The organism is Lentzea kristufekii (assembly GCF_033949925.1).
Lineage (GTDB): Bacteria > Actinomycetota > Actinomycetes > Mycobacteriales > Pseudonocardiaceae > Lentzea > Lentzea kristufekii.
In genome coordinates, this window is record NZ_JAXAVV010000020.1 from 99,421 (window position 1) to 120,371 (window position 20,951).

The 20,951-nt window shown below is 69.2% G+C and carries 20 protein-coding genes and 1 pseudogene; 7 read left to right on the forward strand and 14 right to left on the reverse strand.

Features of this window, described 5'->3' with window-relative positions; genetic code table 11:
- Positions 1–270 precede the first annotated feature (270 nt).
- Both SK571_RS33515 and lnt read right to left on the reverse strand, forming a co-directional pair.
- Complete coding sequence (locus tag SK571_RS33515; RefSeq protein WP_266035384.1) at positions 271–1,038, reverse strand: polyprenol monophosphomannose synthase; 768 nt, start codon at positions 1,036–1,038, stop codon at positions 271–273.
- Positions 1,022–2,569 (reverse strand): apolipoprotein N-acyltransferase, encoded by a 1,548-nt coding sequence (gene lnt, locus SK571_RS33520; RefSeq protein ID WP_319988112.1) that lies wholly within the window; start codon positions 2,567–2,569, stop codon positions 1,022–1,024. The genes SK571_RS33515 and lnt overlap by 17 nt, the downstream gene beginning before the upstream one ends.
- A 333-nt stretch (positions 2,570–2,902) precedes the next feature.
- Here lnt and SK571_RS33525 point away from each other — a divergent pair, with 333 nt between their 5' ends.
- Entirely contained in the window at positions 2,903–3,547 is a 645-nt protein-coding gene (locus SK571_RS33525; protein ID WP_319988114.1) for a TetR/AcrR family transcriptional regulator, read from the forward strand.
- 71 nt (positions 3,548–3,618) lie between these two features.
- Entirely contained in the window at positions 3,619–3,813 is a 195-nt protein-coding gene (locus SK571_RS33530) for a PspC domain-containing protein (RefSeq protein WP_090064506.1), read from the forward strand.
- Here SK571_RS33530 and SK571_RS33535 read toward each other — a convergent pair.
- From SK571_RS33535 to SK571_RS33550, 4 genes are all read right to left on the reverse strand, one after another.
- A complete protein-coding gene (locus tag SK571_RS33535) occupies positions 3,807–4,358 on the reverse strand; it encodes a hypothetical protein (protein ID WP_319988115.1) in 552 nt (183 codons plus the stop codon). The two genes, SK571_RS33530 and SK571_RS33535, sit on opposite strands and share 7 nt — an antisense overlap.
- 45 nt (positions 4,359–4,403) lie before the next feature.
- A complete protein-coding gene (locus SK571_RS33540; RefSeq protein WP_319988116.1) occupies positions 4,404–4,568 on the reverse strand; it encodes a DUF397 domain-containing protein in 165 nt (54 codons plus the stop codon).
- Between the two features lie 10 nt (positions 4,569–4,578).
- Positions 4,579–5,397 carry a helix-turn-helix domain-containing protein gene (locus tag SK571_RS33545; RefSeq protein ID WP_319988117.1) on the reverse strand — a complete coding sequence of 273 codons (819 nt, stop codon included), beginning with the start codon at positions 5,395–5,397 and terminating at the stop codon, positions 4,579–4,581.
- Positions 5,398–5,490: 93 nt separating this feature from the next.
- Entirely contained in the window at positions 5,491–6,270 is a 780-nt protein-coding gene (locus SK571_RS33550; RefSeq protein ID WP_319988118.1) for a bestrophin-like domain, read from the reverse strand.
- Between the two features lie 262 nt (positions 6,271–6,532).
- Here SK571_RS33550 and SK571_RS33555 point away from each other — a divergent pair, with 262 nt between their 5' ends.
- The 5 genes from SK571_RS33555 (at position 6,533) to SK571_RS33575 (ending at position 12,965) form a co-directional block, all read left to right on the forward strand.
- Complete coding sequence (locus SK571_RS33555) at positions 6,533–8,596, forward strand: hypothetical protein (protein ID WP_319988119.1); 2,064 nt, start codon at positions 6,533–6,535, stop codon at positions 8,594–8,596.
- Positions 8,597–8,671: 75 nt separating this feature from the next.
- On the forward strand, positions 8,672–9,226 hold the full coding sequence (locus tag SK571_RS33560) for an EF-hand domain-containing protein (RefSeq protein ID WP_319988120.1): 555 nt from the start codon (positions 8,672–8,674) through the stop codon (positions 9,224–9,226).
- Position 9,227: 1 nt separating this feature from the next.
- A complete protein-coding gene (locus SK571_RS33565) occupies positions 9,228–9,941 on the forward strand; it encodes a GNAT family N-acetyltransferase (RefSeq protein WP_319988121.1) in 714 nt (237 codons plus the stop codon).
- 55 nt (positions 9,942–9,996) lie between these two features.
- Positions 9,997–12,393, forward strand: coding sequence for an excinuclease ABC subunit UvrA (locus SK571_RS33570; RefSeq protein WP_319988122.1), 2,397 nt, complete (start codon positions 9,997–9,999; stop codon positions 12,391–12,393).
- 17 nt (positions 12,394–12,410) lie between these two features.
- Positions 12,411–12,965: an EF-hand domain-containing protein gene (locus SK571_RS33575; protein ID WP_319988123.1), complete on the forward strand. Its 555-nt coding sequence runs from the start codon at positions 12,411–12,413 to the stop codon at positions 12,963–12,965.
- A 261-nt stretch (positions 12,966–13,226) separates the two neighbouring features.
- Here SK571_RS33575 and SK571_RS33580 read toward each other — a convergent pair whose 3' ends face one another.
- The 8 genes and pseudogenes from SK571_RS33580 to SK571_RS33615 all read right to left on the reverse strand — a co-directional run bounded on the left by SK571_RS33580 (position 13,227) and on the right by SK571_RS33615 (position 20,929).
- Positions 13,227–13,655, reverse strand: a complete 429-nt coding sequence (locus SK571_RS33580; protein WP_319988124.1) for an SRPBCC family protein — start codon at positions 13,653–13,655, stop codon at positions 13,227–13,229.
- A 9-nt stretch (positions 13,656–13,664) separates the two neighbouring features.
- A complete protein-coding gene (locus SK571_RS33585; RefSeq protein WP_319988125.1) occupies positions 13,665–14,804 on the reverse strand; it encodes a Glu/Leu/Phe/Val dehydrogenase dimerization domain-containing protein in 1,140 nt (379 codons plus the stop codon).
- 25 nt (positions 14,805–14,829) lie between these two features.
- Positions 14,830–15,846: pseudogene (rho, locus tag SK571_RS33590) on the reverse strand (transcription termination factor Rho); the annotation flags it as partial.
- A 258-nt stretch (positions 15,847–16,104) separates the two neighbouring features.
- A complete protein-coding gene (locus tag SK571_RS33595; RefSeq protein ID WP_319988126.1) occupies positions 16,105–16,665 on the reverse strand; it encodes a DUF4360 domain-containing protein in 561 nt (186 codons plus the stop codon).
- Between the two features lie 71 nt (positions 16,666–16,736).
- Positions 16,737–18,725: an acetate--CoA ligase family protein gene (locus tag SK571_RS33600; RefSeq protein WP_319988127.1), complete on the reverse strand. Its 1,989-nt coding sequence runs from the start codon at positions 18,723–18,725 to the stop codon at positions 16,737–16,739.
- Positions 18,722–19,888 (reverse strand): acyl-CoA dehydrogenase family protein, encoded by a 1,167-nt coding sequence (locus SK571_RS33605; protein ID WP_319988128.1) that lies wholly within the window; start codon positions 19,886–19,888, stop codon positions 18,722–18,724. Before SK571_RS33605 ends, SK571_RS33600 begins: the two co-directional genes overlap by 4 nt.
- 310 nt (positions 19,889–20,198) lie before the next feature.
- Positions 20,199–20,552, reverse strand: coding sequence for a GntR family transcriptional regulator (locus tag SK571_RS33610; protein WP_266035365.1), 354 nt, complete (start codon positions 20,550–20,552; stop codon positions 20,199–20,201).
- 71 nt (positions 20,553–20,623) lie between these two features.
- Positions 20,624–20,929, reverse strand: a complete 306-nt coding sequence (locus SK571_RS33615; protein ID WP_319988130.1) for a hypothetical protein — start codon at positions 20,927–20,929, stop codon at positions 20,624–20,626.
- Between the last annotated feature and the right edge of the window lie 22 nt (positions 20,930–20,951).

A 20,951-nucleotide genomic window follows, 5' to 3' on the forward strand; every position in this document is an offset into this window, starting at 1 on the left:
ACGATCGCGCGGCCCTGTGCGACAGGAGGTTCACACGAATCCCCGGAGGCGACAATGGCCTGGAACGGCAGACCCGCGAACTGCAGGAAGTGCCACGGCAGCACGATTCGCTGCGACACGTGCAAGGGCAACGGGAAGGTGCAGTGGATGTTCGGGGACTGCACCGTGTGCGACGGATCGGGCCACGTGTGCCCGACCGACGGGAAGTACTGGAAATGACGGCCGCCACTTCGGACCGTCCACGACGAACGGTCCGAAGTGGTCGCGCGACTACTTCCGCTTGCCGGTGAACAGGTCCTTGACCTGGTTGCCGCGGCGGCGCAGGCCCCACTTCGTCACGCGGATCAGCGCCTCGCGGACGATGTTGCCGCTCATCTTCGACTCGCCGAACTCGCGCTCGAGGAACGTGATCGGCACCTCGCGCACCCGGAAGCCCAGCTCCAGCGTCCGCCACAGCAGGTCGATCTGGAAGCAGTACCCGGCCGACGCGACGGAGGCGAGGTTCAGCTTGCGCAGGGTGTCCGCGCGGAACGCCCGGTAGCCACCCGTCATGTCGCGGATGTTCGCGCCCAGCGCGAGCCGCGAGTACAGCGAGCCGCCCAGCGACAGCAGCTTGCGCTGCGTCGGCCAGTTCACGACCTCGCCGCCCGGCACCCAGCGCGAGCCCAGCACCAGGTCGGCCTGCGGCAGGGCGTCGAGCAGCCGGTGCAGCTGCTCCGGGGCGTGCGAGCCGTCGGCGTCCATCTCGCAGATGACGCCGTAGTTGCGGTCGAGCGCCCACTGGAAGCCCGCGACGTACGCGGCGCCCAGCCCGGCCTTCTCGGTGCGGTGCATCACGTGGACGCGGTCGTCGGCGGCCGCCATCTCGTCGGCGAGCTGGCCGGTGCCATCGGGGCTGCCGTCGTCGACCACCAGCACGTGCACGTCGGGCAGTGCCGTGTGCAGCCTCTTGACGATCTTTCCGATGTTGTCCCGCTCGTTGTAGGTCGGGATCACCACCAGCACCTGCCCGAGTTCCTGGTCAGGCTGCTGCGCCATTCGAGTCCTTCCGTCGTCGGGTGAAGCCCAGCGCCAACGCCGCGAGGCCCGCAGCGGTCATCACCCACTCGGGCCAGGCTCCTAGCCAAGTCGCCAGCGTAGTCTGCGACCGCAGCGGCAGTGTCGCGACCAGGGCACCAGGCTCGAAAAGCCCAGTCTTCCGAGTGACGGAACCGTCGGGTTCGACGATCGCGCTGACACCTGAGGTGGCCGCCACGACCACGGCCCGGCCGTGCTCCACCGCCCGCAGTCTGGACATGGAAAGCTGCTGGTAGGTCATCTCCGTGTACCCGAACGTGGCGTTGTTCGTCGGGATCGCGATGATCGTCGCGCCGGCCGTCACGGAGTCGCGGACCACTGAGTCGAACGCCACTTCGTAACATGTGTCAAGTGCGACCTTCGCGGGCCCCATGACGAAACCCTCGGGGTCCGTGCCGGGCTGGAAGACGCCCGCCCGATCCACCTCCGAGGCGAACAGCCGGAAGAACGACCGCATCGGCATCGTCTCGCCGAACGGCTGCAGCTTGCGCTTCGTGTAGGTGTCCGTGGGCCCCTTGCCCGGCTCCCACAGCACCACGGTGTTGCGCGGCAGCCCGTCGTTCTTGTCGAGCACCACGGCGCCCACCGCGATCGGTGCCCTGATCGCGTCGGCGGCCGCGTCGAGCACCGAGGCGGCGTCGGGGTTGCGGAACGGGTCGATGTCCGACGAGTTCTCCGGCCAGATCACGACGTCGGGCTGCTTCTCCCTGCCCGCGGCGACGTCGGCGGCCAGTTGCAGGGTGCGCTTGGCGTGGTTGTCGAGCACGGCCCGGCGCTGCGCGTTGAAGTCGAGCCCGGCGCGCGGCACGTTGCCCTGGATCGCGGCGACGGTGACGGTCCCGGCGGAGGCGTCCACGCCCACGGGCACCACCAGGCCCACCACCAGCGGCACGACGAACAGCGGCAGGCCGAGCCTCCAGTTCTTCGTGAGCCAGAACAGCCCGAAGCCGGTCAGCACCACCGCGAACGTCACCAGCGGCGCCCCGCCCAGCGACGCGAGCGGCAGGAACCAGCCCTCCGGCTGCCCGAACGCGACCTTGCCCCAGGTGAAGCCGCCGAACGGGACCACGCCGCGCAACGCCTCGTCCGCCACCCACAGGCACGCGGCCCACAGCGGCCATCCCGGCACGCGCGAGGCGAACGCCATCGCGGCGGTGCCGATCGAGATCATCAGGGCGCACACCAGCGCCAGCGGCAGCCACGCGATCAGGCCGACGAACTCACCGGTCCACCGCAGCAGCGGCACCATGAACCCGAGCCCGAACAGCAGCCCGTACCCGAACCCGGCGCGCGCACGCCGGTCGTAGATCACGTACGCGAGGAGCGCGAACCCGACCGGCGCCAGGAACCACAGCGGACGCGGCGGAAAGCTCAGGTAGATCAGCACGCCGCCGGCGACGGCGAGTGCCATGCGCGACAACACCGGACGGCTCACTCTTCGCCTGCGCGCGGACAGTTCCGGCGATTCCGGCGCGATGGGGGGTGCGACCACCGGATCAGCGTACGAGCCCTGGGCGTGCACTGGACGTACGCCCCATGTCGATCTCGAGTGGAGCGGCCGTCCACGGACGGTCGGCTGTGGACGGCCGAAGGGCCGAACCCCGGTTGAGCGAAACGGCCGATGCCGGGTTGGACACCGGCGAAAGTCCGGATGTCGATGTCGACAGGATTCGTGATTCGGTGGTGGTCGAACTGGGTGAGCATCACCAGCCCAGAGGGGTGATGATCGTTCCCGCGTCGTTCCTTCACCGAGGCGGAAAAGGTCGACAAGCGCAAGCTCCGCTCCCTGTTTCGGTAAGGTTCGGGCTAAATCAGGAGGTGACGGATGCCCCGTCCAAGCGTGGAAGCCGAACGCAAGGCGCAGATCCTCGCGTCCACCTGCAAGGTGATCGCGGCTGAGGGCTTCCGCCATCTCCGGGTGTCCGACGTGGCCAAGGACGCCGGCGTGTCCGGCGGCACGGTGCACTACTACTTCGAGACCAAGCGCGAGCTCACCGACGCGGCCTTCGAGCACTGCTTCGAGGTTTCGGTGGCGCGCCGCCGCTGGATCCTCGAGTCCGACGAGCCGCCGCTCTCGCGCCTGCGCATGGTGGTCGAGTCGTACCTGCCCGAGGGGGCCGAGACCGTCGAGGCGTGGAAGGTCTGGGTCGAGCTCTGGGTCGAGGCCATCCGCAACCCGGAGCTGCAGGAGCTCAACGAGCGCTTCTACGGCGAGTGGCGCGACATCGTGGCGAGCATCTTCCGCGACGGCCAGGCCTCCGGCGACATCCACCCGTCCGGCGACCCGCTCGAACTGGCGAACATGATGGTCAGCATGCTCGACGGCCTCGCACTCCAGGTGCTGGCGGGCTCGCGGGCCATGACGGTGGACACCATGCGCACCACGTGCCTCAGGTTCGTCGACCAGCTCTCGACCGCCAACGTCGGACAGCCCGTCGCTGTTGCAGTCCGGACCCCTGGGATCGGGTGACGTGCCTCATCCGGGTCAAACCAGGGTTCGTCCCGATGCGAGAAACGGCTGACAGCGGGCATCCTGGGTCTATGACCACGACAGTTGCTTTGAGCAGGCCCAGGACCAACCGGATGATCGCGGGTGTCTGCGCGGGGCTCGCCCAGCGCTGGGGGATGAAGGCGGGCACCGTGCGCCTTCTGTTCTTGCTGTCCTGCCTTCTGCCCGGACCGCAGTTCGTCGTCTACCTCGTGCTCTGGGTGATGCTGCCCGACCGCGGCTACTGACCGGCGGCCATCAGCTCGCGGTAGCCGGGGATCGCGGCGCCGCCGGCCTTCTCGAACAGGAGCGCCTCGCTGAGGCCGACGCGCGTGCCGTCGCCCAGGCTCCTGTTCGAGGTCCACAGGTTCGCGCGCAGTCCCTCGTTCTCGACGGACAGGACGTCCTCGGTGGACCGCAGCGGCTCGCCGGTGCCCCGGCGCCACTCGGCGACCGCCGTCCAGAACCTGTCCACCGCCTCCCACACGACGAGGCAGCGCGGCCCGAGGACCGCCTTGATCTCCTCGGCCGTGCGCAGCTGTTCCAGGCCGTGGGAGGCGAGGTTCTGCAGGTCCTCGACCAGCGCCACCACGAGGTCGTGGTTGGCTTCCTCGGCGGCCAGCTTCTCCGCGACCCTGCCGACCATCGGCAGCACGTCGTCGGGCGCCGCCCGGTTCGCGGCCACGTACGCCGCCATCGTGGCGACGTTCAGCTCGCTCTGGTCCTCGACGTGCTTCCAGGCGAACCCGGCCGACTCGGCCAGCCGCTGCGGCGCGGTCCTGCGTCCCCACATGTGCTTCCCCCAGGTCAGGCTTGTCGGGGGATCATCTCAGACGCCTCAGCCGGTGTGGTCGGTGACCAGGCGCAGGAACGCCTCCCACGTGGCCGGTTCGACCGGCAGGTGGGCGGCGGGAGCCTTGGAGTCCCGGATGCCGACGCCGTGCCCGATCTCGACGCAGTCGGAATCGGTCGCGCTGTAGCTGCTCTTCCGCCACTCGGTCATCCAAGCCTCCTCAGGACGCGATGCTGGTGATCAACTCCCTCGATTCTTCCCTACCGAGAGCAACGCGGTCCATCGTCTTCACCACATCCTGGTAGAGCCCGATTGATGCCCTGTCATCGAGAAAGAGCGCCGAGTTCAGACTCCCCTGGTAGACAACGGGCTCGTACTTCTCGAACTTCAAAAAGCTGAAGTCGCCGGTCAACGCGCGCCCCGCAGGCAGGACCCGCAGGGTGATGTACGGCCTGATCAACATGCGCAACAGCTCGTGAAGCTGCTCCGTCATCACGTCCGCGCCCCCGACCTGCGAGTACAGGACCGGCTCGTACACGTAGAAGATGAACTTCCTGTGCCCTGCCACGACAGTTCGCCGTTCCATCCGCGCGGCCACCCACCTCGGGACCTCTTCAGCCTCGATGAACGGTGAGTCCTCAGCGACAGCGCGCGCATACGGCTCGATCTGCAGCAGACCTGGCAGGTAGAGCGAGCTCCAATGCACGATCTCCTTGGCGAGCCGCTCGTGCTGGATCAGCGTCCGAACGTGAGGCGGCAGCACCGACTCGTAAAGCTGCAGCCAGCCCTTCTCCCTCGACTCCAGGAAGAGTCCCTTGAGGTATTGGAACTCGTCCGGCTTCACCCCGCACACACCCAGCAGGTAGGTGAACTCCTCCAGCGAGGTGCCGCCTTTGCCGTTGACCAGGTCCGACAACTTGGCGTGCTCCCAGCCGAGCCGTCGCGCCAGCTCGGCTTCCTTCAGGCCGGTGCGGGCGATCATGGCGCGCAGGTTGTCGCCGAACTCGCGACCCAGCACAGTGGACACTCTTTTTGGCATGGCCGAGAAATTAGTCCCGCCGGTCCCTCCTCCTACATCATTTCGGATCCGAATTGACTCGAAAGAAGCAGGCGTAGAAGGGTTCTACGAATTTCACCGGTTCTCCTCCACCGGTATGCCGGCCAACTCCTCCGTGAGGCTCGTGAACGCCTCCGGGTGCACCCGGAACCACCCGTCGAACGGCTGGGTCATCCCCGCGCACAGCACGCATACGAACGCCAGCACGGCCGAGGTCAGGCTCATCTGCAGGATGTGGCGCTTGCGCGCGGTGAATCCGATCAGCACCGGGAAGAGGATCATGGCGACGGCACCCGCGATCGTCCCGATCAGCATGACCCTGCCGGTGTTGTCCAGCCCACCGGCCGAATCCAGCCGGTCGCGCCTCAGGTCGGTGATCTCCCGCATCCGCTCCAGCGACCGCTCGCGCGCGCTCTTCACCTCGTCCGGTGACGCGGGCAGCGACAGGATCTCGGTGTGCAGCGAGTTCAGCGACTCGGTCGTCGTGTCGTCGGGCTCCCCCACCGCCAGCTTGGGCCATTCCTTGTCCGCCACCAGTTTCGGGTACTCGGTGAGCAGCGAGCGGATGTGGTCGCGCTGCGGCTGCGGCATGACGGCGGTCTGCCAGTAGACGTCGGCCACCGCCGCGGCCTCGCGGGCGGCGTTGTCCTCGGCGGCGCCGCTCTCCTCCCAGACGATCACCACGTAGAACGCCAGCGCGACGATGAACAGGCCGCTGATCACCGCGCCGAGGAAACCGCGCGAGTCCGCGTCCCTGTCGTCGGCCTGCTCGTGGGCACGGGAACGCCCGAACAGGATGCAGGCGATCACCGTGACGACCACCGACGCGAGAGTGATGACTAGCGCGGTCCACATGGTTCCAATCTCCCCACAGCGGACACCGTTTGACCACTAACACCACGCTTCCCGGCACTCTTCCCCGCCCGACAAGAGCAACGGCGGTTGATCAAGCACCACAGCACGTCCACTTCGCACCGCCGACTCGGAAGCCTTGGACACGAACAGGAGAACCGATGACGACAGTCCTCAACGGAGAGTGAGGACGCGGTGATCAACGCGCGGTGACAACGCCGTCCAACCGTGCCAACCTGTGGCCGACCCGACCGGAAGGCCTGGCATGCGTGTACCGATCCTCATCGCCGTCGTGCTGCTGGTTCCTCTGCTCACCCCGGGCCCACCGGTCGCCGCGGCCGAGGTGTGGCGCACCCAGTTCACCGAGGCGGTGTACGGAGACGTCACGGTCGTCGGCAACTCCGTCCTGACCTGCCCGACGCCGGAGCAGGCGGGACCGGACCCCAAGTATCCTCCGTGGTCCTGTGTGGACGCGTTGCACCGCAAGGGGCACGGGCCGTCCGCGCTGAACAACAGCCACCGCATGTCGTGGACCGACGTCGACGACGACCCGGCGACGTTCACCTCGTCCAGTGCCCAGCTCAGCATCCCCACCGGGGCGACGGTCGCCTACGCCAAGCTCGGCTGGGCGGGCAGCGCCACCTGCCGCGACGGCGTGAGCCCACCCGGCACGCCACGCGACCCCGTCATCTTCAACGGCACCCGCGTCAGCCCCGGCCGGTTCGTCCTCGACGGCCCGGACGACCTCTCCCACACCGACAACGCCTTCTACAGCGCCGAAGCCGACGTCACGCGCGCATTGACCAGCGGCACCGTGACGGTCGGCAACGTCTGGGCGCCGCAGGGGTTCGACTGCTTCGGCGGCTGGTCTCTGACGGTCGTGTGGAAGTTCCCGAACGCCACCGCGGCAGCGCCCGCGAAACGGCACGTCACAGTGCACGGCGGCCACGTCCGGCTCCCCACGAGGAAGCCGGTGCTGCACACCCCGATCGCGCCGACGCACCCCACCGGCGGTGTCGTCCGGGTGGGCATGACCGCGTACGAGGGCGACTGGGCCACGGACGACGACCAGATGCTGATCAACGGTGCGGCGGTCGGCGGGCGCAACGCGTTCGTGTCGTCCGCGCAGGGCGCCGCGTATCCCAACAACATGAGCGTCGACGCGCGCACGGTCACCGTCGACGCGAACGTCCTCAAGCCCGGCACGAAGAGCGCCGAGCTGGCGTTCAAGAGGGCGGAGGACGCGTTCCTCGTCCAGAGCATCGCGTGGTCGTTCCCGCTCCCCGAGCTCACCCTCACCGTCGACCCCGGCAGGCCCGCCGCGCACCCGAAGGGCACCGTCACGCAGACCGCGACGGTCACCAACGCCGGTGACGCGCCCGCCACCAGCGTGACCGTGTGCGGTCAGCAGGTCGGCACGATCGCCCCACACGCCACGGCAACGCAAACGTGCTCGTCCACGGCCGCCGACGACGACTACCCCACGACGGTCGCGGTGAGCGGCACCAGTCTCGCGGGCGATCCGCTCACGGCGCAGCACTCGTCGACCGTGGACGTGCTGCACCCGGCGTTGCGCGCGACCACCACGTCCGAACCGATGACGGCGCTCCCGGGCCAGGCCGTGAAGTTCACGACGACGGTCACCAACACCGGCGACACCCCGCTCTACGGGCTCACCGCTCGCGCGGCCGCCGGGTGTGACCCGATGCAGGGTCAGCTCGACCCCGGTGCCGCCTCCGCGGTCACCTGCACGTCCCCGGCGGGCGACGCGAGCGGCGCGCTGACCGCGACCGTCTCGGCCGCCGACAGGATCGGCGGCAAGGTCGAGGCGTCGGCGTCCGTGCGGGTCGAGGTCGTCTACCCGCGACTGACCATCGGCGCGACCTGGTCGAAGGACCGCGCGCGGGACGGCGAGGTCGTCACCGTCACGGTCACGGTCGGCAACCCGTCCGCCCTGCCGATCGCCGACGTCCAGGTGAACGGCGAGCCCGCCGCGTGCCGCCGGACGTTCCCGGTGCTGGCACCCCGCTCCCGCGTCACCTACACCTGCCAGGTCACCGCCCCGATGAACTCCCGGCTGACGGTGTCCGGCGCGGGCGCCGGCGGCGCGATCAGCGAGAGCGCGGTCGTCCGGATCGAGTCGGTCGACGCCCCGCTCCCGCCCGCTCCCGAACCACCAGCGCCGACACGTGACGAACCAGCTCCGCCGCGGCCGGTCGCGCACGTCCAGCAGGTGTCGAAACCCGCGGTCGGCGGCGTGGCGGCGGTGATCGGGATGATCGGCATGGTGGTCGTCGCGAGCGCGCTGTCCGGGCTGGGACGTCGCTGAGGTTCGGACCGGTTCCCGTTCGTGGGTGTGAACGCGGGCGTGTCGCTTCAGAGCCGGATGCGGTAGAAGGGTCCTGTGGAAATCACCGCCTTCCTCGACCGCAAGCTCGCCCGCCGGTTCCGCACCTACGACACCGACGGCGACGGGTTCATCGAGCGGGAGGACTTCACACAGGCGGGCGAACGCACCACGAAGGCGTTCGGGCTGGCCGTGGACGATCCGAAGGCCGTGCGGTTCCACGACATGCTGATCGGGCTGTGGGAGCACCTGTCGTCGGTCGCCGACCGGGACCGCGATGGGCGCATCAGCGTCGACGAGTACAAGAACGCGTTCGCGAACGGGCTGCTGGAGACGCCGGAGTCGTTCGACGAGGGTTATGTGCCGTTCCTGGACGCGCTGATGTCGATCGCGGACGAGGACGACGACGGCAAACTGACTCTCGAAGAGCACGTGAAGTGGACCGGCGCGTTGCTGCACCTCTCGGAGCGCGACGCGCGTGGGATCCACGACCTGCTGTCCGACGAGGACGGACTGCTGTCCACAGAGGCCTTGCTGGCGGCCATCCGCGAGTTCTACTTCTCGGAGGATCCCGCCGAGGCGGGCAACTGGCTGCTGGGGTCGTTGGACTGACGTGCTGCTGAAGACGCTGCAGGAGTGCGCGGCGCGCGCCCAGCCCGCCGCGCACGTCGAAGAGGCGGGCGGCTGGTGGCTGCGGCACTCCCCCGGCGACGCCTGGTGGGTGAGCGCGGTGCTGCCGCACGACCGCGAGAACCGGGTGGCGCGGGCCGAGGAGTTCTGCACCGAACGCGGGTCCGGGGCGCGGTTCCAGATCACGCCGGGCGTGTGCGCGGACGATCTCGACCGGATGCTGGACGCCAGGGGCTACGCGCGAGGCCACGACATGTCCCTGCAGATCGCGTCGACCTCCGAGGTGCTGCGCCAGTCCCACTCGGACGCGGGCGAGGTGACGGCGCGGCCGACCGACGAGTGGCTCGCGGCGTGGCAGGCGGTGACCACGCGGGACGTCAGCGCCGAACGCGACCTGCTCAGCCGCGTGGAGCATCCGTCCGCTTACGCGTCCGCCGAGGTGGACGGCCAGGTGGTGGCCGTGGGGCGTGCGGTGACCGAGGAGGGCTGGGCCGGGGTGTTCGGCATGGCGACACTTCCCCACGCACGAGGTCAGGGCGCCGCACGGTCCGTGCTCGCCGCGCTGGCCTCGTGGGCGGCCGCGCACGAGGCGAACCACATGTACCTGCAGATGGAGAAGGCGAACACCACCGCGTTCCGGCTGTACGAACGGACGGGGTTCCGCGAGGTGTGCACGTACCACTACCGGATTCGTTGACAACCGATCAGGAATCAAGAAGGCAGAGCCGAGTGGCGCGAGCTAGTTTTGCGCCATGACCAGGACAGCACCGGCGGCGCACGATGCCGACACCCACGACCTGATCCGCGTGCAGGGCGCGCGGGTCAACAACCTGCGCGACGTCGACGTGGAGATCCCGAAGCGCCGGCTGACGGTCTTCACCGGTGTCTCCGGGTCCGGCAAGAGCTCGCTGGTGTTCGGCACCATCGCCGCGGAGTCGCAGCGGCTGATCAACGAGACCTACAGCGCGTTCATCCAGGGGTTCATGCCGACGCTGCCGCGTCCCGAGGTGTACCTGCTGGAGGGCATCACCACGGCGATCCTGGTCGACCAGCAGCGGATGGGCGCCGACCCGCGCTCGACCGTCGGCACCGCGACCGACGTGCACGCGATGCTGCGCATCCTGTTCAGCCGCCTCGGCGCGCCGCACGTCGGCGGCCCGCAGGCGTTCTCGTTCAACGTCGCCTCGATCTCCGGCGCGGGCGCCGTGACGATCGAGAAGGGCGGCCAGAAGGTCAAGGAGCGCCGCGAGTTCTCCATCACCGGCGGCATGTGCCCTCGGTGCGAGGGCCGCGGGCAGGTCTCCGACATCGACCTGACCGAGGTCTACGACGAGTCGAAGTCGATCCTCGAAGGCGCGATCAAGGTGCCCGGCTACAACGTCGACAACCAGTGGACCGTGCAGACGTTCACGCAGTCCGGTTTCATCGACCCGGCCAAGCCGATCCGCAAGTACACCAAGAAGGAACTGCACGACTTCCTGTACCGGGACCCGGTCAAGATCAAGGTCAACGGCATCAACCTGACCTACGAGGGCCTGATCCCGAAGCTGCAGAAGTCCATGCTGTCCAAGGACCGCGAGGCGCTGCAGCCGCACATCCGCGCGTTCGTGGACCGCGCGGCGACGTTCGGCACCTGCCCCGAGTGCTCCGGTACCCGCCTGACCGAGGCGGCGCGGTCATCCAAGATCAAGGGCGTGTCGATCGCGGACCTGTGCGACATGCAGATCACGGACCTGGCGGACTGGATCCGCGGCGTGAAGGACAAGTCCGTCGCGCCGCTGGTGGACAAGCTCGCGCACACCCTGGACTCGTTCGTGGAGATCGGTCTCGGGTACCTGTCGCTGAACCGGCCGGCGGGCACGCTGTCCGGTGGTGAGGCGCAGCGCGTCAAGATGATCCGGCACCTCGGGTCCGCGCTGACCGACGTGACGTACGTGTTCGACGAGCCGACGATCGGGCTGCACCCGCACGACATCGAGCGGATGAACAACCTGTTGCTCCGCCTGCGGGACAAGGGCAACACCGTCCTCGTCGTGGAGCACAAGCCCGAGACGATCGCGATCGCCGACCACGTCGTCGACCTCGGTCCCGGCGCCGGGCGGGGCGGCGGCACGATCTGCTTCGAGGGAACGCTGGAGGGGTTGCGCAAGAGCGACACCGTGACCGGCCGCCACCTCGACGACCGCGCGTCGCTGAAGCCGTCGGTGCGGGAGAGGACCGGCGTCCTGGAGATCCGCGGGGCGTCCGCGAACAACCTGCGCGACGTCGACGTCGACATCCCGCTCGGGGTGCTGACCGTGGTCACGGGTGTGGCGGGCTCGGGCAAGTCGTCGCTGATCCACCGGTCGCTGCCGCGCGACGCCGGGGCGATCGTGGTCGACCAGACGCCCATCAAGGGTTCGCGCCGGTCCAACCCCGCGACCTACACCGGCCTGCTGGAGCCGATCCGCAAGGCGTTCGCCAAGGCCAACGGCGTGAAGCCCGCGTTGTTCAGCGCGAACTCCGAGGGCGCGTGCCCGAACTGCAACGGCGCCGGCGTGGTGTTCACCGACCTCGGCATCATGGCGACGATCGAGTCCCCCTGCGACGTCTGCGAGGGCAAGCGGTTCGACCAGGCCGTGCTGGAGTTCAAGTTCGGCGGCCGCGACATCTCCGAGGTGCTCGCGATGCCCGTCGCCGAGGCCGTCGAGTTCTTCGGCTCCGGTGAGGCCCGCACGCCCGCCGCGCACGCGATCCTGGAGCGGCTCAACGACGTCGGCCTCGGCTACCTGTCGCTGGGCCAGCCGCTCACGACCCTGTCCGGCGGCGAGCGGCAGCGCCTGAAGCTCGCCACGCACATGGCGGACAAGGGCGGCGTCTACGTCCTGGACGAGCCGACGACCGGCCTGCACCTGGCCGACGTCCAACAGCTCCTGGCGCTCCTGGACCGCCTCGTCGAGTCGGGCAAGTCGGTGATCGTGATCGAGCACCACCAGGCCGTGATGGCGCACGCCGACTGGATCATCGACCTGGGCCCCGGCGCCGGCCACGACGGCGGCAAGGTGGTCTTCGAGGGCACCCCGGCCGACCTGGTAGCCGGCCGCTCGACGCTGACCGGCGAACACCTCGCGGACTACGTGGGCGCCCCGGCACGCAAGAAGAAGCGCTGACGGGGTACACAAGGGGCATGAAGATCACGCCGTTCCTGGACCGCAGGCTCACCCGCAGGTTCGAGACCTACGACAGCGACCGGGACGGGTACGTCGAGCGCAAGGACTTCGACCTGGCGAGCACCCGGCTGACCTCGGCGTTCGGCCTGACCGACGACGACGTGCGCGCGAAGCGGCTGCACGAGCAGCTGCTGGGCGTGTGGGACCACCTGGTCGCCGTGACGGACACGAACGACGACGACCGGATCAGCCTGGCCGAGTACCGGACGGCGTTCGTGCTCGGCCTGCTGGGACGTCCCGAGGCGTTCGACGACGTCTACGTGCCGTACCTCGACGCGCTGCTGGCCGTCGCCGACCACGACGGCGACGGCCGGCTCGGCGTGGACGAGCACGTGCGGTGGTCCACGGCGTTGATGCACGTGTCCGAGGCCGACGCACGGGCCGTGCACGCGCGGCTCGACCACGACGGTGACGGGCTGATCGGGACCGAGGACCTGCTCGCCGCTTGGCGGGCGTTCTACTTCTCGGAGGACGAGGACGGGCCGGGAGGCTGGCTGCTCGGCCCGCTCTAAGCACCTGACCAGAGGTGTTGTCCGGAACATCTGGGCTCGGTGGCGCCGAGTGCGCCTGCAAGTACCACCAACTCATGATCGAATCGCCGTCAACCACCCCCAACCCGCCGGACCGTTGTACCTCCCTCAGGCCAGAACAGGCCTGTTGGTGGTAGCGAAGTGCCTGTTGATGTTGAGTTGGTGGTACTTGCAGACGCCAGGGAGCCGGACGCATGTCCGCCGGGCGAGTAACGGACACAGCTTCCGGCAACCTGCTTATGCTTAGTTCTCGCCCTGCTCCGCGACCTTCTTGATCGAGGCGGCCTCGGTCTCGACGTACCGCTTGGCCCGCGCCTTCGTCATCAGCCAGCCGACCCCCGCGAGCGGGCCGGACACGGTCACCGCGAGGGTGAGCCGGGTGCCTTCGGGATGCGGCTCGACGACGTGCGAGGCGACGCCGAGGACGCCGGGGGACTTCGACTCCCAGGTGTACGAGGTGCCGTCGGTCAGTTCGGTCACCGTCCACACGGCCTCGGGCAGCTTCGGTTGCCGGAGGCGGGCGCTGGAGCCGACGGTGAACGGGCCTTCGTCGAGACGTTCCACGGAGTCGACCGTCGGGATGCGTTCGGGCCAGCGCTCGACGTCGACGAGCACCGCCCAGACGCGTTCGGGCGGGGCCGCGATCGTGATGGTGTGCTCCAGGCCTGGCATGTGCCGAGTCTACGACCGGAACCGCTGCTCGATCTCGTCCAGCGCGGTGGCCGCGAGTCGTCGCGCTGCCGCGCGTGGTGACTCGGGGTCGTCGAGGATCTTCGCGACGAGCCGGCGCATGGTCGTGCCGATCTTCTCGAACGCCGATTCGGCCGTGGCGTCGATGTCGCCGAACAGGGTCCACCACCACCAGGAGTTCGTGGCGGAGTTCGCGACGACGTCCGGGATGATCAACGCGTCGGTCATCGCCTCCGCCTCGGGCGTCACGGGCATGTTCGCCGCTTCGACGATCAGCCTGGCGTTGACCCTGTTCGCGTTGTGCTCGTCGATCGCGTAGCTCGTGGCGGCGGGGACCAGGACGTCCGCCTCGACGTCGAGCCACCGTGCGCCGTCGAGTTCGCGGTCTTCGGCACGCAGTCTCGTCCGGTCGATGGCTCCGTGCGCGTCCCGGGACAGCAGAAGGGTTTCCACGTCAAGCCCGGCAGGGTTGGCCACGACACCGTGGACGTCCGCGAGACCGACGACCTTGACGCCGGCCTGGGCGAGGTAGCGCGCGGTGGCGCCGCCCATCGAGCCGAAGCCCTGCACGAACGCGGTGGGGTTGTGCAGGTGGAGATGCTCCACACCGGCGAGCGCGGCCTCGGCGACGCCGTAGCCGCCGACCAGTTCGTCCAGACTGACACCGTCGACGGTGACCTCGAAGGCGTCCGCGAGGCGTTGCCTGGCCTTGCGTTCGTCGTCGAGCAGCGGGTAGACGGCCTGGATGGACGACTGGAGGCCGATCTTCTCGATGGCCTCGTCGATGGTGGACTGCCGCAGCCCCAGGTCCTCACCCATCGTCCAGAAGCGTTCGATGTAGGGGGACATGGCGTACAGGTAGGCCGTGAGAACGTCCTTCGCCCGCGGGTCGTAGGGGTCGAAGTCGATACCGCCCTTCGCGCCGCCCAGCGGGACGTAACGCGCGTCGGGGTCGTAGTTGAGGGCTTCCTTGGCGGTCATCCCCTCCGCCAGCCCGCGGACCTCGTCGAGCGTGCAGCCCGCGCGCATCCGCAGACCCCCGCTGCTGACCCCGCGCACCAGCCGGTCGATGACCAGGTAGCCGCGCGCTCGGGTTGCCGGATCGGTCCACGTGATCTGGAGGAAGCTCATCGCCGCCAGTCAACCACCTGCAGCGTCACCTGGACATCTGCATGAGGAACTCCGCGTTGCTCTGCGTCTTGCGCAGCCCGTCGACGATCACGTCGATGTCCCGGTCCGCCATGGCCCGGCGCAACGCGTCCGTGATGGTGAGTTCCTGCTGTGACACCAGCAGTTCCGCCTTGCGCGTGCTCGACTGCTGGAGGTCGATCGCGGGGTAGATCCGCCGCTGCGCCGCCTTGCGGTCGAGCTTCAGCTCGGCGTTGCCGGTGCTCTTGAGCTCCTCGAAGATGGCCGTGTCCGCGAGCGACCCGGTCTCGACGAGCGCGGTGGCGAAGATCGTGAGACTGCCGCCGCTCTCGATGTTCCGTGCCGCACCGAGGAACTGCTTCGGCGGCGTCAGCGCACGAGCGTCGATCCCGCCGCTGAGAATGCGCCCGCCGTTGGGCTGCGCGAGGTTGTAGGCACGCCCCAGCCGCGTCAGCGAGTCGAGCAGGATCACCACGTCCTGACCGTCCTCCACGAGCCGCTTGGCCCGCTCGACCGCGAGCTCGGCGACCCGGATGTGCTCGCCAGGGTGCTCGTCGAAGGTCGAGGTGAACATCTCGCCCGGAATCGTGGTGCGCATGTCGGTCACCTCCTCCGGCCGTTCGCCGACGAGCGCGACGATGAGGTGGGCCTCGGGGTGGTTCTTGGCGATCGCGGCCGCGATCTGTTGCAGCACAATGGTCTTACCGGCCTTGGGCGGCGCGACGATCAGCGCCCGCTGCCCCTTGCCGACCGGCATGACCAGGTCGATCGCCCGGCTGGTGAGCTCGTTCGGATCGTGCTCCAGCCGCAGCCGCTCGTTGGGGTAAAGAGGCGTCAGGTCCTCGAACCGGGGCCGCTTGTGCGGCGCACGTCCGTTGACCGTGTCGACGCTGACGAGCTTGTCGTTCTCCGCTTCGCCGCTGATCTGGTCGCCGCGGCGCAGGTCGTACTGCCTGACGAGACTCTGCGGAACCTGCGGTCCGTCCACGAGAAACGCCTTGTTGTTACGTACGTCGAGTACACCGATGTGCATCGGGTCTGTCCTTTCAGGAGGGTTGTTCGAAGCGCGCTTCGTCGACTCCGCGCACGAGGTGCGACGGGAGGAGAGCGCTGCAGATGCCGTTGATCCGACTGCATCTGATGTTGGGTCCACCGGCGTGAGAAGCCGGGGTGTCGGCTGCGGCGTTGTGATCGTCCAGCAGCTGGTCGGAACTTACGTGCGCTTACCTGCGCACCGCCGGGTACGAACGGACTGTAGCAGAGAACGTCAACAGCGCGCTGGTTATTCCGCGCACTTCTTCCACGAGAGCCGGAACGTCGTGCTCACACTCGAGTCGGTCGAGTCCATGGTCATGAAGCTGCCGGCCCCCTTGCCGGTGAGCTTCAGCTCGGTCTCCACGGTCAACGGCTTGCGATCCTTGCACGGCCCGTGCGCCACGCCACTGGGCGTGTCGGTCACCTGCCAGTTGTCACTCATCGGCGCCTGATACGTGCGACTGCTGTGCCGCGTGGGAAAACCGGGGAACCAGTAGTCGTTGCGCACCACACCGCGCGCCTTGTCGGTCAGGTGCGCGAACCCCCGGTAGTCCGTGGCCGCGATGCCGAACGTGTACCCGGCCGCGTGGTTGATCCGCAGGGCGATCGTGCAGCTCCGCTTGGCCTCGCTCCCGTTGCCCTGCACCAGGAAGTCGCTGTAGGTGACCGTGAACGCCTCGTTGTCCAGCGACATGGCGACGTTCGCCGTGCCGGCCGGGCACCCCGAGCCGCCCACGCTGACGACGTCGATCGTCACCGGGCCGGGCGGGGGCACGAGGAAGGCCAGCAGCGCCACCACAACCAGCATCGAGGCCTCCTCACGTCACTGCAGGAGAACCTATCGGGGCCCGCAATCCCGCAATCGGACCAGCCGGGAGGTCAGGCCACGCGCTGTCCGCCCGTGTCGTTCACCGCTTCCTCCGAAGGGACGATCAGCGCGTCGACGGCCAGCACGCCGTCGGGACCCACGCGCACGGGGTTCAGCTCGATCTCGGCGAGGTCCGGCCTGGCCGCGAGCGTCTCGGAGATCTGGGCGATCACCTCGGCCAACGCCGCCACGTCGGGTGCCGGGGCGCCACGCCAGCCCGACAGCAGCGGGGCGGAGACCAGGCGGGCCAGCATGTCCCGTGCCGTGGCAGGGGTCACCGGGGCGAGCTCGACCGCGGTGTCCCTGAACAGCTCCGCATGAACGCCGCCCGCGCCGACGAGAACGACCGGGCCGAACGAGTGGTCGCGCTTCGCGCCGATGATCAGTTCGACGGCGTGCTCGCGCGTGTCCATCTCCTCGAGGACGTACGTGCCGGGGCCGAGTCCTGCCCGCATCTCCTCGAACGCCGCCGCGGGGTCGGTGAGGTTGATCCGCACTCCACCGTGCTCACTCTTGTGGGGCAGCCAGTCGGCCTTGAGTGCGAAGGGACCCCGCAAAGCGGTCGCGGTGACCTCGGCGACGGTCGTGACGGCGTGGGCCCTGGGGAACTGCACGAAGCTCAGCAGTTCGCGGGCCGCGAGGTAACCGGGGCGGAAGGGGGTGACGGCCACCGCGCGCGGCACCACCTCCAGCGAGGTCCTGCCCAGCCGGTTCGCGTGGCCCAGCGCGGCGACGGTGCGTTCGATCGTGTGCTGCACTGGGATGCCGCCCGTCCGCAGCGCACGTACCGCGGCGGAGTCCTCGCACATGCTGTGCACGACGACGGTGACACCGGTTTCCTTTGCCAGGGCACAGATCCGGGATGCCACCGACACTTCCGCGGACTCCAGCGAGGGTGCGTCCGACCCGTAGCTGCCGAAGTAACCCGACAGCACGACCGCGTCGACCTCACCCCCGCGCGCCAGCACCTCGACCGCCCGGAAGTAGTTCGCCAGGTCCTGCTCCCCCGCTCCGGCGAGGTCGATCGGGTTGCGCGTCGACGCACCCGCCGGCAGACCGTCCACAACGGACAGCGCGGGCATCGTCAGGCCGGCCGCCACCGCGAGGTCCGCGGCGATCGCGCCCTGCCCGCCCGAGTCGGAGACGACCCCCACCCTGCCCCCGCGCGGCACCCCGGACGTCAGCACCGCCGCCAGGTCCACCAGAGCCGCGGGTGTCGTCACGCGGACCGCACCCGCCCGGCGGCAGGCCGCGTCCACCACGTCCGACGACGACGTCAGGGCACCAGTGTGCGTGCGGGCGGCTTCGCGGGCGGCGACCGAGGACCCGACGGTCAGCAGCACCACGGGCTTGCCGGCCGCGCGCAGTTCCGACATGGCCGCCACGGTCCCGGGGCCGAAGCTCTCCAGGTAGACCCCCACCACGGTGGTCAGGTCGTGGGACACCAGGTCCAGCAACGCTTCCGTGGCCGTCACGTCCGCCTGGTTGCCCACCGAGACGAACCGCGAGACCCCCGTGCCCGAGGACGCCGCGAGCCCGGCGATCTCCAGCCCGACCTGCCCGCTCTGCGACACCACGCCCAGCGAGCCCGCCTGGAACCGGCCCCAGGCGAGGTGCAGCGACGTCGCCGCGTCGAACACGCCCAGGCAGTTCGGCCCGAGCAGCCGCGCGCCCGCGTCACGGATCCGGCGGATGACGCGATCGTCGATTCCCGAGGTGATGCCGACGAAACCGCGCACGCCGGCGGCCAGCGCCTCGTCCACCACGGCGGGCACGTGCGCCGCGGGCACGGCGAGCACGACCAGTTCGGGGGCCTCGGCGAGTTCGGAGAGCGAGCGCACGGTGGGCTGCCCCAGAACGGCGCCACCGCCCCGGTTCACCAGGTGCACGGCGCGGCGATCATGACCGACGAGGGCGCCGCGCGCGAGCCAGTGGCCCCACTTGGCGGGGTCGTCGCTGGCGCCGACGACGGCGACGGACGCGGGATCGGAGAAGATCATCTCGCACCGAGGCCGCGGGAGATGATCAGGCGCTGGATGTCCGAGGTGCCCTCTTCGATCTCCTCGAGCTTCGCGTCGCGCATCCAGCGCTCGACGGGGTAGTCACGGGAGTACCCGTTGCCCCCCAACGTCTGCACGGCCGCGTGCGTGCACCACATGGCGTTCTCGGAGCCGACGAGCTTGGCCATCGCCGACTCCTGACCCACCGCGTGCCCCGCGTCGTACAAGGTCGCCGCGCGCACGGTCAGCAGGTGCGAGGTGTCGACGCGCGTGGCCATGTCCGCGAGCCGGAACGCCACCGCCTGGTGCCGGATGATCGGCACCCCGAACTGCACGCGCTCCGCCGCGTAGGAGGTGGCGAAGTCCAGCGCGGCACGGGCGAGCCCCGTCGTGGCGGCGCCGATGAGGATGCGCGACGCGTCGAACGTCCGCATCAGCCCGGCGAAGCCCTGCCCCTCGTCGCCGAGCCGGTCCTCCACGGGCACGCGCACGTCGTCCAGGAACACCTCGGCGTTGACGATCGCGCGCTGCCCCATCTTCCGGAACGGCGGCCCGACCGTCAGCCCCGCCGCGGAGCGCGGCACGACGAATGCCGTGACACCGCGGGACCTCAGCGACGGGTCCACCGTCGCGAAGATCACGAACATCTCGGCGTACGGGGCGTTCGAGATCCAGGTCTTCTGTCCGTTGAGGACGTACTCGTCACCCTCGCGCCGCGCCGACGTCCGGATGCCCGCCGCGTCCGATCCGCTGCCGGGCTCGGTCACGGCGACGGCGGTGAGCGGCGGGCACGCGGCCGCCAGCGGGCTGAGGAACCGGTCCTGCTGCTCGGGCGTGCCGAGGTGCTCGATCGGCGCACCGAAGAAGCCGTTGGAGGTGACCAGGTTGCCGATGCCGATGTCGCCGTGGCACAGCTCCTGCTGGACCAGCACCTGGGTCAGCAGGTCGGTGACACCACCGCCGCCGATCTTCTCGGGGAGCATGAACGAGGTCAGCCCGAGCGCGGACGCCTTCTCCCACACGTCGAGCGGCGACTCGGTGTCCGCCTCGTCGACGGCGCGCCCCCGCGGCCGGATCTCCCTGGCTGCGAACTCCCTCGCCAGTTCGACGAACTGCTCCTGCTCGGCCGTGAGCCGCAGCCCGTCGCGGACGGTCCGCCCCATCGCGCTCTCCTAGCTTGACTGACGAATCAGTTATTCAGGATCCACGGGGCAGCCTAGCTGCGCCGAAGCGCGTGGGCAGGGTCGCGAATGGGTGACTACCAGGGCAAATGCACAACGGTGAGTCGGTCCGGCCGACCCGGCGCGAGCCCCGAAGGAGTACTGATCACCTGCATGGAGCAGCCCGGGGTCCAGCAGGACCTGACGTGGCACGAGAGCGCGATGACCGGCCTGCGCGGAGGAGCCGGCTCGACTACCTCCGCGCGACGATCGGGCAGCGGTTCCACGAACCGCGATACACCCGGGAGAGTGACTACGTCCGCAGGGCCGCGCGAACGATCTCCATGGCCTCCTGCGACGACAGGCCCAGCTCGGCGGACATCGCCGCGTACTGGGCCGCCGCCGCGCGGACGCGCTCGCGGTTGCTGTCACCGTTGGCACTGACCACGGTGCCCGCGCGGCCCCTGGTCTCCACGAGCCCGGCTTCTTCCAGCTCACGGTAGGCGCGGGCGACCGTGTTCACCGCCAGACCCAGGTCTTTCGCCAGAGCACGCACCGTGGGCAGTTTCGCGCCCACCGGCAGTTCTCGATTCGAGATCGCGTGCGCGTAGTGCACGCGCACCTGCTCGTAGGGAGGTGTCTCCCCCTGGTGGTCGATCTTCACCACGCCGCATCCTCCCCGCATGTAGCTACTTCTGTATTGACCAACGGAAGAAGGCGGCGAAGGTTGCGGTCGATTCAGCGCAAATTGGTCTGATCCGCTCCCATCTGCACGTAGAGCCTGCGCCAGGCCTGGTCGGCACCGGTGGCCGCTTTGCCGTCGCAGTACGGCTTTGTGCCGTTCGCCGTGTAGTACCGGAGCAGTGATAACGAGACGACGGTGTCCCAGTTCCCCTCGTCGAAGTACTCCTCCCCCGGTGTCTGCTCCTGGTGCTTCATGCAGGAGACGTCGGACTGCAGCTCGTCGTCGAACCGCGCGGTGGCGGTGCCCTGCGTGGTGCACGCGGTCAACGCCAGCGCGGCCAGCACGATCAACTTCTTCATGTTCTTCCTCCTCGACTGACGA

Coding starts and splice junctions, on each gene's coding strand:
- SK571_RS33515 (WP_266035384.1), bottom strand. CDS start 1,038: ATGGCGCAGCAGCCTGACCAGGAACTCGGGCAGGTGCTGGTGGTGATC.
- SK571_RS33525 (WP_319988114.1), top strand. CDS start 2,903: ATGCCCCGTCCAAGCGTGGAAGCCGAACGCAAGGCGCAGATCCTCGCG.
- SK571_RS33530 (WP_090064506.1), top strand. CDS start 3,619: ATGACCACGACAGTTGCTTTGAGCAGGCCCAGGACCAACCGGATGATC.
- SK571_RS33535 (WP_319988115.1), bottom strand. CDS start 4,358: ATGTGGGGACGCAGGACCGCGCCGCAGCGGCTGGCCGAGTCGGCCGGG.
- SK571_RS33540 (WP_319988116.1), bottom strand. CDS start 4,568: ATGACCGAGTGGCGGAAGAGCAGCTACAGCGCGACCGATTCCGACTGC.
- SK571_RS33545 (WP_319988117.1), bottom strand. CDS start 5,397: ATGCCAAAAAGAGTGTCCACTGTGCTGGGTCGCGAGTTCGGCGACAAC.
- SK571_RS33550 (WP_319988118.1), bottom strand. CDS start 6,270: ATGTGGACCGCGCTAGTCATCACTCTCGCGTCGGTGGTCGTCACGGTG.
- SK571_RS33555 (WP_319988119.1), top strand. CDS start 6,533: ATGCGTGTACCGATCCTCATCGCCGTCGTGCTGCTGGTTCCTCTGCTC.
- SK571_RS33570 (WP_319988122.1), top strand. CDS start 9,997: ATGACCAGGACAGCACCGGCGGCGCACGATGCCGACACCCACGACCTG.
- SK571_RS33575 (WP_319988123.1), top strand. CDS start 12,411: ATGAAGATCACGCCGTTCCTGGACCGCAGGCTCACCCGCAGGTTCGAG.
- SK571_RS33580 (WP_319988124.1), bottom strand. CDS start 13,655: ATGCCAGGCCTGGAGCACACCATCACGATCGCGGCCCCGCCCGAACGC.
- SK571_RS33585 (WP_319988125.1), bottom strand. CDS start 14,804: ATGAGCTTCCTCCAGATCACGTGGACCGATCCGGCAACCCGAGCGCGC.
- SK571_RS33595 (WP_319988126.1), bottom strand. CDS start 16,665: ATGCTGGTTGTGGTGGCGCTGCTGGCCTTCCTCGTGCCCCCGCCCGGC.
- SK571_RS33600 (WP_319988127.1), bottom strand. CDS start 18,725: ATGATCTTCTCCGATCCCGCGTCCGTCGCCGTCGTCGGCGCCAGCGAC.
- SK571_RS33605 (WP_319988128.1), bottom strand. CDS start 19,888: ATGGGGCGGACCGTCCGCGACGGGCTGCGGCTCACGGCCGAGCAGGAG.
- SK571_RS33615 (WP_319988130.1), bottom strand. CDS start 20,929: ATGAAGAAGTTGATCGTGCTGGCCGCGCTGGCGTTGACCGCGTGCACC.